This is a genomic window from Algoriphagus aquimarinus, from assembly GCF_007997215.1.
GTDB classification, from domain to species: Bacteria; Bacteroidota; Bacteroidia; order Cytophagales; family Cyclobacteriaceae; genus Algoriphagus; species Algoriphagus aquimarinus_A.
The window spans coordinates 67,876-80,017 of the sequence record NZ_VORW01000004.1 but is presented as its reverse complement, the minus strand read 5'-3'; the positions used below and the strand labels follow the sequence as shown (position 1 = coordinate 80,017).

The 12,142-nt window shown below is 41.2% G+C and carries 12 protein-coding genes; 1 reads left to right on the top strand and 11 read right to left on the bottom strand.

The window, feature by feature from the left end; genetic code table 11:
* Nucleotides 1–78 precede the first annotated feature (78 nt).
* Both ESV85_RS09080 and ESV85_RS09075 read right to left on the bottom strand, forming a co-directional pair.
* The gene (locus tag ESV85_RS09080; protein WP_146916802.1) at nt 79–810 is read right to left on the bottom strand and encodes a LytR/AlgR family response regulator transcription factor; all 732 of its coding nucleotides are present in this window, start codon (nt 808–810) and stop codon (nt 79–81) included.
* Nucleotides 807–2,753 (bottom strand): tetratricopeptide repeat protein, encoded by a 1,947-nt coding sequence (locus ESV85_RS09075; RefSeq protein WP_146916800.1) that lies wholly within the window; start codon nt 2,751–2,753, stop codon nt 807–809. The genes ESV85_RS09080 and ESV85_RS09075 overlap by 4 nt, the downstream gene beginning before the upstream one ends.
* 192 nt (nt 2,754–2,945) lie before the next feature.
* Between ESV85_RS09075 and ESV85_RS09070 the strand changes: the two genes are divergently transcribed.
* A complete protein-coding gene (locus tag ESV85_RS09070) occupies nt 2,946–3,464 on the top strand; it encodes a nuclear transport factor 2 family protein (RefSeq protein WP_146916798.1) in 519 nt (172 codons plus the stop codon).
* A gap of 154 nt (nt 3,465–3,618) precedes the next feature.
* On the opposite strand, the gene ESV85_RS09065 is transcribed toward ESV85_RS09070, so the two are convergent.
* From ESV85_RS09065 to ESV85_RS09025, 9 genes are all read right to left on the bottom strand, one after another.
* Nucleotides 3,619–4,638 (bottom strand): 3-deoxy-7-phosphoheptulonate synthase, encoded by a 1,020-nt coding sequence (locus ESV85_RS09065; RefSeq protein WP_146916796.1) that lies wholly within the window; start codon nt 4,636–4,638, stop codon nt 3,619–3,621.
* Nucleotides 4,639–4,753: 115 nt separating this feature from the next.
* Nucleotides 4,754–5,527, bottom strand: a complete 774-nt coding sequence (gene trpA, locus ESV85_RS09060) for a tryptophan synthase subunit alpha (protein ID WP_146916794.1) — start codon at nt 5,525–5,527, stop codon at nt 4,754–4,756.
* Between the two features lie 205 nt (nt 5,528–5,732).
* Nucleotides 5,733–6,911, bottom strand: coding sequence for a tryptophan synthase subunit beta (trpB, locus tag ESV85_RS09055; RefSeq protein WP_146916792.1), 1,179 nt, complete (start codon nt 6,909–6,911; stop codon nt 5,733–5,735).
* A 9-nt stretch (nt 6,912–6,920) separates the two neighbouring features.
* Complete coding sequence (locus ESV85_RS09050; protein ID WP_146916790.1) at nt 6,921–7,568, bottom strand: phosphoribosylanthranilate isomerase; 648 nt, start codon at nt 7,566–7,568, stop codon at nt 6,921–6,923.
* A gap of 26 nt (nt 7,569–7,594) precedes the next feature.
* Entirely contained in the window at nt 7,595–8,416 is an 822-nt protein-coding gene (trpC, locus tag ESV85_RS09045; protein ID WP_146916789.1) for an indole-3-glycerol phosphate synthase TrpC, read from the bottom strand.
* Between the two features lie 6 nt (nt 8,417–8,422).
* Entirely contained in the window at nt 8,423–9,433 is a 1,011-nt protein-coding gene (trpD, locus tag ESV85_RS09040; protein ID WP_146916787.1) for an anthranilate phosphoribosyltransferase, read from the bottom strand.
* A 132-nt stretch (nt 9,434–9,565) separates the two neighbouring features.
* The gene (locus ESV85_RS09035; RefSeq protein WP_146916785.1) at nt 9,566–10,132 is read right to left on the bottom strand and encodes an anthranilate synthase component II; all 567 of its coding nucleotides are present in this window, start codon (nt 10,130–10,132) and stop codon (nt 9,566–9,568) included.
* Between the two features lie 144 nt (nt 10,133–10,276).
* Nucleotides 10,277–10,588 carry a four helix bundle protein gene (locus ESV85_RS09030; protein ID WP_223275954.1) on the bottom strand — a complete coding sequence of 104 codons (312 nt, stop codon included), beginning with the start codon at nt 10,586–10,588 and terminating at the stop codon, nt 10,277–10,279.
* A 34-nt stretch (nt 10,589–10,622) separates the two neighbouring features.
* Nucleotides 10,623–12,035 (bottom strand): anthranilate synthase component I family protein, encoded by a 1,413-nt coding sequence (locus tag ESV85_RS09025; RefSeq protein ID WP_146916783.1) that lies wholly within the window; start codon nt 12,033–12,035, stop codon nt 10,623–10,625.
* Nucleotides 12,036–12,142: the final 107 nt, after the last annotated feature.

Below are 12,142 nucleotides of genomic sequence, written 5' to 3'. Positions count from 1 at the left end.
TGTTCATCATCCAAAATTTGTATGCACCTACCATTGTGCTTGCAGAGCAGGACTTGAAGGCCTTTTTTCGCCAAAAAATTAAACCTTTTTCATCAATCTATAGAGTTCGTCCTTGTATTGCTTTCCTATAGGAATAAGTCTCCCATTCAGCTCTACATGCGAATCTGCCACAGCATCAAGTTTTGAGAAGTTGACCATATAGGATCGGTGAATTCGAATAAATATCCTTTGGTCTATTTTTTCACAAAGCTTATTCAGAGGACTTACTACCAAATAAGATTGCTGAGCAGTGATTATTTTACAATAATTCCTTTCTGCCTCCACCCAAAGTATATCCACAAGCATGATCTTGATCAACCTGTTTTGGTTTCTGATAAAAATCCTGTCCTCATGAGCAGCTACCGATGATTCCATTGAGGAAAAATCTGAAGGACTTTTCTTGATTCTTTCTTCTACCAAGGCGATTGTTCTTTCTAGATTCTGCTTGGTAAAAGGCTTGGAAATAAAAGCAAAAGGGTGTGTCTCTTTAGCTTTTTGAAAAGTAGCATCATCCTCGTTTGCAGTCAGGAATATCAATGGAATATCGATGAACTTATGTATTTCATGGGCGGCATCAATCCCACTGGATTTCCCCCTCAGCTGAATGTCCATCAAGATTATATCCGGCTTAGTCTCCAGTGCATGATGCACTGCCTCTTCTGCTTTGGTCTCTATTCCAGTGACTTCATAACCAAGATTACTTAACTGCAAACTGATATTAGCTGCAATTATCATATCATCTTCTACAATCAGAATTCTAGTTGCACTCATGCTGCTTTATTAAGTAAAAATTCAAAAGAAAATGCAGTACCAGAGTTATTCACCAAGGTCATTTCTCCGTCCAATTGACGCGTTAGTAGGCTAATTAACTCGCTTCCAAAGCCGGTACCCTTTGTCGTGGAATTTTCCATGATCCCGACGCCATTGTCAGAAACTTTCAAGAAAAGATTACCATCTCGTTCATTCAAGCTAACACAAATTTGACCTGTATTATGTCTAGGGAAAGCATATTTAAGAGAATTGGATATCAGTTCATTTACTATGAGCCCAATTGGAATTGCTACATCCACGTCCAATTCCAAAGAATTCATTTCCGTAGAAAAATCAATCCTTTCCGAAGCATCAAAAGTATCTAGGATAAATTTACCCAAACCTTCAAAAAACCCCTTCATTTCCACCTGCTTCAGATTACCTTCTTTGTACAAACTAAGGTGAATCATTCCCATGCTTTGGACTCTTGTATAGGTTTCTTCCATTACTTGCTTGAACTTTGGATCTTCGATTTTAGCAATCTGAAGCGTTAGCAAGCTTGAGATGGTTTCCAGATTATTTTTTACTCGATGGTGGATTTCCTTAAGTAGAAACTCTTTCTCCTCATTCTTTTTTTCCAGTAGTGTGCTGTACTTCTTTTTTCGCAGGAAGACTCGATAAAGCAGAAATAAAAAGACGACTAGAGTTCCAGCAAGTGTCAGATAGAAAACCTCAAGGATCCGATTTCTACTCAAGTCGGCTTCCTGAAGCTTAATGGTATTTTCCTTTTGGGCTACATCCATTTGAGTCTGCAATAAGGATATTTGCTCCTCTGCCTCTGCAGTAAAAACATCCCTGCGGAGTTCATCAGATTTCCTTGAAGCAGTAAGGGCTTTTTGAAATGACTCGGAACCCTCATAGGCTTTACTCAACTCCTCATAGACCAAACTCAAATAAAATTTATCCCCAAAGTTCTCAGTTGCTTCAATAATACTAGTCTCCAAATAATCGGATGCCTTTAAGAAATCTCTTGACGCATTACTGACTTTACCCAAAGCCAAATAAGACCTCATAATCATAAAATCATTGTTGAGCAATTCAGCATAACGTAGCGCCTCTAAGCCTGATGTATGGGCATCGGAAAAATCACCCATTTTAGCTTGTAAATTCGCTAGCGCAATAAAAGTATCGCTCAGATTATTATAAAAACCATAGCGCTCTCCCAATTGCACTGAATGCTGGAAGTAGTCTAGTGCTTCCTTTGGCCTATCCAAATCGACCATGTATTGCCCTACTAAATGGAGCGTAAAGTCGTAATCCAGATCCTTAAGACCTCTTTTTTCAAATATCTCGAGTGATTTCAGCCCATAGTTCAACGCCGCGTCAAACTTACCCTGCTTCCAAAAAAGGTTACTCATGTCGGAATAAGCCATGGCGATGGCTTTGCTATCTCCATACTTTTCTCCAATCTCCAAGGTTTTGGAAGCGTAGACAAAAGCTTCGCCGAGCATTCCTTTTCGCTCGTACACATATCCCAAATTGGTATACAATAACCACGTTTCTCTTTCAGGGATTTTGAGAATAGCTTCTCTGAGCACATTCTCAGCGAATTGCAATTCCTCCATTCGCAGCAAAATAGCTCCCTGAGAAACCATCAGCTTGCCTTCCCAATATTCATCTCCTATTGCTCTAGCTCCTTCTAATCCCTGCTCTATGTATTCCAGCGCTAGCTTGAGATTACGGGTATGATAATAGTATCCTAGATCATTTAGAACTTTCAATCTAAGTGTGGAATCTCTTTGTATCCCTGCTACAGCATTTTCTAATTTCTCAAGGTAATCCGATTGAAAATCATCTGTTTCTACAAAAACCTCTTGGTACTGGAAAAATCCATTTATCCCTTGGATTTGCGCAAACCCAGCAGTGGAAATCAAAAAAAAACCTAGGAAAAAAAAATGCTTCATTCCTAAATGTAGTAATTAGATAGACTTGAAGATCAATTTCTTGTATTTAAAACATGCCCCGGGAAATATTTCCTGTAGATGGGACAGTAATAGCATACGTTCATACCAGTTCATTTTTAACATTGCTTGAAGAAGTACAACTTACTAGGATTAAAGACAATTCTGAAGTTTCACATTTTATATACTACACCTATGAAAAATGTATTTTTCCTTGGATTGCTCCTACTCACAATTGGATGCACTACCAAATCACGCTATACACAACAGTCTCCGGAGATTGACACGGTTAAATCCATAATCGGAAATTATGTCAATGGAGAATGGGATGAATATGCAGCTCACTATGCAGATGGAGCTACCATATTTTTTAATACTACAGAAAATAACCCTTCCTCTATCCAAGAAATCATTGCTGGCCAAAAACTAACAATTGAGCCACTATCCTCTTACTCATTCGTAAGAGATAAAGACGAACTTGAGATGGTAGAGACTGACGAAGGGGAAACATGGGTGAATTTCTGGGGTTTATGGAAAGGGACAATCGCAGCAAGTGGCGAAACTTTTGAAATGCCAATACATATCACGTCCCAGTTTGTAGATGGAAAAATCGTAAAAGCCTATGGCTACTGGGATAGCACTCCTATGACACTTGCACTCATGGAATTACAGCAAGCAGCAGTGGAAATGGAGGAAACAGAAATTCCACGCTAAAAATACCAAACAAAATTTTTTTATTTCCAGGAGGAGCTTCATCGTAGTAATTGAGCTTTCCTCCTGGAATCATTCTTTTATTTTTCAAGAGCACATAAACCCAGCTCCAAAAACATTCATAGGCTAAAGACTCTGCTGTTTTTGAAAGAACTTTTTACAACAAATCAAATCCTTTTCGCATCGCGAAACTCTCTCTGATCCAGCCGGCAAGTCTTGCACTTTGGGCGAAGTCAAGCGTCTGCTGTCCATCGGAATAAGCTTTCTCCGGAACTTCATGAGATTCATAGATAATCCCGTCTGCTCCGGACATCACACCTGCTAGTGCCATCTGAGGCACATAGGCACGAATACCTATCCCATGCGAAGGATCCACGATCACCGGTAGGTGTGATTTCGCTTTCAAAATCGGAATAGCATTCAGATCCAATGTATTTCTGGAAGCTCGCTCGTAAGTACGGATTCCTCTTTCGCAAAGAATCAGTTTCTCATTTCCTCCTGAAAACACATACTCGGCGGACTGCAAAAGTTCCTCGATCGTGCCTGAAATCCCACGCTTGATCATCACAGCTTTATCTACTTTTCCCAGTTCATCGAGCAAGTTGAAGTTTTGGGAATTTCTAGCGCCCACTTGATAGACATCCACGTACGGATACATTTCTTCGATCTGCGAAGTTTGCATCACTTCGGTAACTATCTTAATTCCAGCTTCGCTGGCGATTTTATGCCATAGCTTCAAACCATCCAATCCCAAGCCACGGAAAGCGTACGGGCTACTTCTAGGTTTGAATACGCCACCACGCATCATCTTGATATCATTCTCTACACAGTGCGCCACTACAGCACGGATTTGCTCTTCCGTCTCGATGGAGCAAGGACCAGTGATCACGGCCATTTCTCCTTCTTTAATGAAAATACCATCACCCAAATCAACAGATGTTGGCTTGGCTTTCCACTTTTTCGATACCAACTTGTACTCATCAGAGACGATGTGAATATCGATAATACCGTCCATCTGGCCGATTTTACGGATATCGAATTCCTTTTTACCGATACCAATCAGATAAGAACCCAATTGGGTTTTTACTTCTGTGGTTTTATAGCCTACCCCATTGACCTCAAGGATCAATTTGTCTTTTTGGCTGTCGGAAATATCGGGTTGAAGTTGGATAATCATTTTTAAGTACGATTTATGAACTACGAATTACGAGGCACTTCAAAGTGTTGAGGCCTAATTACAAATACGATGTTTGAGGAAGAGAAATTTTTCAATATTTGAATATTTCAATTTTTCAATTAACGACTGATTGAATGTATTTCTGAATGTCTTCGCTCAGGTTTTTAGAATCTTTTACTGTCTTGATGAAAGCCGAGCCAATGATGGCGCCGTTACTATAATTCGAGGCGGTGGTGAAGGTCTCCGAATCGGAGATCCCAAAACCAATCAGCCTAGGATTCTTCAGATTCATCGCTTTTACACGCTCAAAATAGGCAATCTGCTCTTCGCTTATCCCCGTTTTCGCTCCTGTGGTACTGTGTGAGGACACCATATAGATGAAGCCGCTGGTGTTTTCGTCGATTTCACGAATACGCTTTTCGCTGGTTTGTGGTGAAATCAAGAAGGTATTCACCAGACCATACTGCTCAAAAAGCTCCTTATAATCATCCTGATATTGCTGCATAGGCAGGTCAGGCAAAATCAAGCCGTCCACTCCTACCTCTTTACATTTCTGGCAAAAAGCTTCCATCCCGTACTGTATGATTGGGTTCAAATAACCCATCATCACTACTGGAATGTGGATTTTGGCACGAAAGCCTTTCAGCTGATCAAAGATTTTTTTGAGAGAAATCCCATTTTCCAGTGCAATCATATTGCTATCCTGAATCGTTGGACCATCAGCCACCGGATCAGAATACGGTACCCCAATCTCTATAATATCTGCTCCGCCAGCCTGTGCAGCTTCCATGATCGGGAAGGTATCCTCCAGCGCCGGAAAACCAGCAGTGAAGTAGATCGACAGCACGCGAGCTTTTTTGGTTTCAAATAAGGTATGTATTCGGTTCATTTTGCTTTGATTGGAAAATTGAAAGATTGAAAGATTGGAATATTAGGTCGAAAGGTTGGAGTGTGGTAAGGCTGGAAAGTTTTGAGACTTCGAACTTGATCATTCGACGTTCTTCATTCGAAATTAATTTCATTAAATGCTCAATTCTATAAATCACGTTTGAGGTTCAAAATAATCTCGTAAATCGTCAATCATAATTCCTAAATCAATAACCACCCCATTTAATATAAGTATCCAAATCCTTATCGCCTCTTCCCGATAGATTGATTACGATCACATCTTCTTTGGAGTATTCGATCATATTCAGGGCATGCAGCGCATGAGCTGACTCGATTGCAGGAATAATTCCTTCCAATTGACTGAGTTCAATTCCCGCTGCCATGGCATCCTTATCTTCTACAGCCACGAATTCCGCTCTTCCCACATCAAATAGATGCGCATGAACTGGCCCAATTCCAGGATAGTCCAAACCTGCGGAAATAGAATGTGGCTCCACAACTTGCCCGTCTTCCGTTTGCATCAGGATAGTTTTGGATCCATGCAAAACACCTGGAGTTCCAAGAACAGTAGTCGCTGCTGATTTACCAGATAAAACACCCAACCCAGCCGCTTCCGCTGCCACTAACCTTACTTCAGGAGTATTATAATAATGGTAAAAAGCACCCGCAGCATTTGATCCTCCACCTACGCAAGCGATCACGATATCAGGATTTTCTCTACCTTCTTTTTCTTTCAGCTGCCATTTCATTTCCTCCGAAATCACGGATTGAAATCTCGCTACCATCTCTGGATAAGGATGTGGCCCCACCACCGATCCGATAATGTAATGTGTGTCCACAGGATTGTTGATCCAAGCACGCATGGCTTCGTTGGTCGCATCTTTGAGCGTCTTCGAGCCTGAAGTAGCAGGAACAACTTTTGCTCCCAAAATCTTCATCCGTTCCACATTAGGATGCTGCCGCGCGATGTCAATTTCCCCCATATAAACGGTGCACTCCATGCCCATCAGCGCACAAACAGTCGCCGTCGCCACACCATGCTGACCAGCTCCAGTCTCAGCAATGATCCGCTTTTTGCCAAGCTTCTTTGCCAAGATGATCTGACCAATGGTATTGTTCACCTTGTGAGCGCCAGTGTGACAAAGATCTTCGCGCTTGAGATAGATTTTGGCACCATACTTTTCCGAAAGTCGGGAAGCAAAATATAGTGGAGTCGGACGACCAACATAATCTTTCAGCAAACCTCTGAATTCATCCTGAAATTCCTGTGAAGCCATGATGGCCTCGTAGTTTTCTTTCAGTTCTTCGATATTCGGATGCAGCATTTCGGGGATGTAAGCTCCACCAAACTTGCCGTAAAAACCCTTTTCATCTACTTTGATCATCTCTTGTTGTTAGTTATCGGTTGTTGGTTTTTCTTCCTGACCAAGTAACCTTTTCTTAAAACTCTTCAGTTTTTCAATATTCTTCAATGCTGGCTCGACCTCAAACTTGGAGTTTAAATCCACTCCTTCCAGCTGTGGCACTTTTGCAACCAAGGCCAAAACTTCGTCCGCACATGACTCATCCAATCCTCCACTGAGCAAAAATCCCTTGTCAAAAGGATAGGATTCCAATACGCTCCAATCAAACTTCTTCCCAGATCCTCCATGCGCGACGGTGGCTGTATCGAAAAGAAACTTGCTGATAAATGGCAAATATCCCCTCAATGAATCCCAATCAATCGTGTCTTTCACAGAGATGACTTTCCAGATTTCCTTTTTCGTTTTCTGTGCCAAAGCTTCCACAAACTCCACCGACTCTTTGCCATGCAATTGAATCGCTGAAAGCCCATATTCACCAACCTTCTTCAGTATCTCTTCTTCACTTTCATTGACAAACACGCCAACCTTCCGAAGGTTTGTCTTTGGCAACGATTCTGCATTATTTACAAAACGAGCAGACTTGGGATAGAAAATCAACCCCATCCAATCCGGAGCAATTTCCCGCTCCAATGCTAGGATATTCTCCCGCTCACGCATGCCACAGACTTTGATTTGCATCTGTATCTTTTTAGTTTTTCGATAGATCAGGCGTTGTTCAGCGCTGTTTCTTTCGCCAGCAACTTCTTATACTCTTTGATAAAAGTGTAAGCTGCTTGTTCGGGACGAGAAAATTTCATGAAATTCTCACCGATTAAGAAACCATCGAATCCTGCTTTTTTAAGCGTCACCAACGTCTCTGGCGAGGAGATCCCACTTTCGGATATTTTCACAAAAGATGAAGGAATGCGACTCACCAATTCCATAGAGATATCAAGCGACACGTCGAAAGTTTTAAGGTTACGATTATTCACTCCTACTAGATCCAAGTCCTCACAGAGACTTCGGTCCAATTCTTCGCCGTCATGCACTTCCATCAATACTTCCAGCCCAAGGCTTTTTGCAAAAGCAGCCAATTCTTTCAATCTAGCCGGTTCAAGAGCTGCAGCGATTAACAGAATACAGTCGGCACCTATAGATTTTGCTTCGAGAATCTGGTATTCATCCACCACAAAATCCTTTCTGAGAATCGGACAAAAGTTGAACTTTCGCGCCTCCTTCAAATCAGCATTGCTACCTCCGAAGAAATCTGTATCCGTCAAAATCGATAAGGCTGAAGCTCCAGCCTGCATGTAACCAATACTTACAGCTTCCACTGATGCAGCACCATTGATCAGTCCTTTGGATGGTGATTTTCTTTTGAATTCAGAGATAATTCCTGACTTCTCAGGATCACACACATACTTCTTCATTGACACCACTTTTCCTTCGAAAAAGGGGCTTTTCTCCAAAAGTTTCACTGGAGCCAAACTGCTTCTCTCAGCAACTTCAATGTACTTTTGAGCAATAATTTTATCTAGAATGTTCATATGATTTTACGCTAAAGAGACACTGGTTTTAGGATTGACAAGACCTTCAAATACGTTCAACGCTTTGCCTGAAAGCAATACTTCTTCAGCTTTTGCGACAGCATCTGGAAAAGTAAGTCCTTCTTCGGCAGTGACCAATGCCGCTGCTGAATTAGCAAACACTACAGCGTTTTGACTCTTGGTACCTTTTCCTTTCAATATATTTTCAAAGATTTTAGCAGATTCTTGAATAGTGTCCCCACCTCTGATTGACTCTGCTTTTAGCTTTTCCAGACCCAAATTCTCTGGCTTTAAAACTTTTTCCCCTTCATTGGAAATCATTTTAAAATCCCCTGTCAAAGAAATCTCATCGTAGCCATCTAAGGCATGAAGTATGGAAAATCTACCCTGCATTTCCTGATATAAGTATCCATAAAGTCTGGCAAGTTCCAGACTGAATACACCCACCAATTGTTTTTTAGGGAAACTCGGATTCACCATCGGACCAAGCATATTAAAGAAGGTTTTTACCCCAAGATCTTTTCTGATTGGCCCTACATGTTTCATAGCTGGGTGAAAAAGCGGCGCATGCAGGAAGCAAATTCCAACTTCATCGAGACTTTGACGGATTTTGTCCATGTCGCTGGTAAATTCATAACCAAAATATGCCAGTAAGTTTGAAGATCCACAGATTGAAGAGACGCCAGTATTCCCGTGCTTGGCAACATTCTGACCAGCTCCGGCTACTACGAAAGATGAAAGGGTAGATATATTAAACGTGTCTTTACCATCTCCGCCAGTGCCACAAAGATCCATAGCATCATATTCAGCTATTTCCACAGGAATGCAACGCTCCAGCATCGCATCTCGAAAACCTGAAAGCTCCTCTACGGTAATACTACGCATCATATACACAGTCATAAAGGCCGCAATTTGACTCTGATTGTAGGTGCCGGAAGTGATGTTTTTCAATACTTCACGGGCATCTTCTCGGGTAAGCGTGCGGTGCTCGATGAGATGGTTTAATATTTCTTTCATCTGTTTGTTTTTTGATTTTTTAGGTCAGATATAATGCGCTTAAAAGCAGTCCTCATCTTAACTTGATCTGTTAATGAAAAATTTCTTAAGCTCATTTCATGGTTGTGGGTATTGTTTGGGTGATCCTATTTCTTAGCTCTCCATCCAGTTTTTGATAATCTGGACTCCATTTTCAGTCAGAATGCTTTCCGGGTGAAACTGCAATCCTCGTACATCGTACTTTTTGTGTCGAATCGCCATGATCTGCTTATCCGGTGTTCGCGCGATCACTTCCAGGTCTGGAGAAAGGGTATTCTCATTGATAACCCAAGAGTGATATCTGCCAATACTAAAAGTATCGGGAACGTCTTTGAAAAGCAAGTCTTCTTCTACTTTAACCGTAGAAGCCACACCATGCAGCACCTCCGAAAGGTTAGTCAGGTCACCACCAAAAGCTTCGCCGATAGCTTGATGTCCAAGACAAACTCCTAGGATAGACTTGGTAGCGGCATATTTTTTCAAAAGCTCAGGCATAATACCCGCATCCTCCGGGACACCTGGTCCTGGCGAGAGTATGATTTTATCGTAGTTCCCCACATCCTCCAAGCTGATCTTGTCATTTCGAAAGACATCCATGTCTGCTCCGTAGCCAAGTTGGCGGACGATATAAACCAGGTTGTAGGTAAAGGAATCGTAATTATCGAGGACGAGTATTTTCATTTTAATTAATTGAAATAGTTGAAGATTGAAAGATTAGAATATTGGAAAATCGAAAGATTATCCAGAGTTACCCTCCTTTCCTTTTTCTATCTTCAAATTCATTTAGGTATTTGATTAAACCTTTTAATTCACTTGACATGTCAATTAATTCCAGGTAGATTCTTGGTAAGTCTGTTCATCTATTTTTCCTGCAGAAAGCAACAAAAACAACTGGCTACGGAGCTCTCCCGCAGATCCTTTTGATATTTCTAAATAGCGGATAAACTGGCGATTTCGATTGTATTCAAAACCTTCCGCTATATTATTTGAAACCGAAATTGCAGACCCTATTAATTGATCTTTGGCACGATAGTCTTTAGCTAATTTTTCTGACTCCACTAGTTGATATATTCTCACCCCTATTCTGATAGCGTGTTGCCAAACGGGTAAATCTTCAAACCGCTCATATTTTGCCATAATTTTTCAATATTAAAATCTTGCAATTTTCCAATCAGATGGCTTCCGCGGTGCGAAGTGCAACTCTCAGCGCTTCCAACTTATTGGCGACTTCCTGCAATTCGGATGGAATGGTAGATTTGGCAACAACACCAGCCCCCGCTTGAAATCTAAGTTGATTGTTTTCTGAAACAAAGGACCGGATCAATATCGCGTGATTGAAATCTCCATTGAATCCCAAATAACCGATAGCTCCACCATAAAATGTTCTGGAAACATTCTCAAGCTCATCGATCAATTCCATCGCTCGGTATTTTGGAGCTCCCGAAAGTGTCCCTGCGGGAAATGTATCCGCTACGAGTTGAAGTGGATTGGTGTTTTCTGGCAATTCCCCAGTCACTTTGGATACCAGATGAATTACGTGTGAATAATATTGAATTTCTTTGAAAACATCCACGGTGACTTTTTCGGAAGATCTGCTCAGGTCATTTCTTGCTAGATCTACCAGCATCACATGCTCTGAGTTTTCCTTTGGATCATCGTAGAGCTTTCTGGCAAGCTTCGCATCTTCTAGATCATTGCCCGTTCTGCGAAAAGTACCTGCAATTGGATAAATCGTTGCTTTTTTATCCTTAACCACAATCTGAGCTTCTGGAGAACTTCCAAAAACCTTGAAGGAGCCATAGTCGAAGTAGAATAAATAAGGAGAAGGATTGACAGATCTAAGCGCACGATACACATTGAATTCATCCCCTTTGAAAGCCGTACTAAATCGACGTGAAAGGACAATCTGGAAGACATCTCCTTTGAAACAATGCTCACGGCCCTGATTCAAAATCTTTAAGAATTCCTCGTCTGTATAATTTGATTCTTCTTCCCCTATACGCTGGAAAGAGTAACTCGGAATGTTCTTGTTGGTAAGTAGACGTTCAATTTCTTCCATTCTTTCCACATTTTCCGCTCCAGCTACTCTGTGCTCCAGCAGATGCAATTCATTTTTATAATGATCTACTACGATTACATTTTGGTAGACCGAATATTGCATCATCGGCACTTCTGTGGGAGTCGTGTTCTTTAGATTAATATCTTCAAAATAGGCTACCGTATCATATTGGATGTATCCAAAAAGACCATTTGAACTAAATTTGAAATTGTCTGGAGCTACATCAAACTTGCTACCGAAGGCACGCAAGCACTGCATTAGCTTTTGATTAGAACTCACTTCATATGACTCTTTTTTGCCAAAAGGTAGGTTCTCGACCACCATACCATCATTGAAAGTGAATGTAGCCAGAGGATTAAAACAGATATAGGAATAGCTGTTTTCGTGTCCATGATAGTCTGAACTCTCAAGCAAGATTGGATTGGCAAAGCGATCTCTGATCTGCAAATAAATGCTTACCGGCGTGATCGTATCTGCCAATCTCTTCCGGTAGGTAGTTAGTATGGGAAATTTCACTTGAGTCATTTTGTGGATTTTTATAATGAAAAAAGGCTTACCGGAAATCCAGTAAGCCTTTTATACTATGTCGTAACGCAAAATTAAATGCAGGGGCTTTCTAAACTTCCTTTTGG

Excerpts from the sequence above, each read along its gene's own strand:
- ESV85_RS09050 (WP_146916790.1), bottom strand. The coding sequence starts at position 7,568 with ATGCAAATCAAAGTCTGTGGCATGCGTGAGCGGGAGAATATCCTAGCA.
- trpB (WP_146916792.1), bottom strand. The coding sequence starts at position 6,911 with ATGATCAAAGTAGATGAAAAGGGTTTTTACGGCAAGTTTGGTGGAGCT.
- trpD (WP_146916787.1), bottom strand. The coding sequence starts at position 9,433 with ATGAAAGAAATATTAAACCATCTCATCGAGCACCGCACGCTTACCCGA.
- ESV85_RS09025 (WP_146916783.1), bottom strand. The coding sequence starts at position 12,035 with ATGACTCAAGTGAAATTTCCCATACTAACTACCTACCGGAAGAGATTG.
- ESV85_RS09080 (WP_146916802.1), bottom strand. The coding sequence starts at position 810 with ATGAGTGCAACTAGAATTCTGATTGTAGAAGATGATATGATAATTGCA.
- ESV85_RS09075 (WP_146916800.1), bottom strand. The coding sequence starts at position 2,753 with ATGAAGCATTTTTTTTTCCTAGGTTTTTTTTTGATTTCCACTGCTGGG.
- ESV85_RS09065 (WP_146916796.1), bottom strand. The coding sequence starts at position 4,638 with ATGATTATCCAACTTCAACCCGATATTTCCGACAGCCAAAAAGACAAA.
- trpC (WP_146916789.1), bottom strand. The coding sequence starts at position 8,416 with ATGAACATTCTAGATAAAATTATTGCTCAAAAGTACATTGAAGTTGCT.
- ESV85_RS09030 (WP_223275954.1), bottom strand. The coding sequence starts at position 10,588 with ATGGCAAAATATGAGCGGTTTGAAGATTTACCCGTTTGGCAACACGCT.
- ESV85_RS09035 (WP_146916785.1), bottom strand. The coding sequence starts at position 10,132 with ATGAAAATACTCGTCCTCGATAATTACGATTCCTTTACCTACAACCTG.
- trpA (WP_146916794.1), bottom strand. The coding sequence starts at position 5,527 with ATGAACCGAATACATACCTTATTTGAAACCAAAAAAGCTCGCGTGCTG.
- ESV85_RS09070 (WP_146916798.1), top strand. The coding sequence starts at position 2,946 with ATGAAAAATGTATTTTTCCTTGGATTGCTCCTACTCACAATTGGATGC.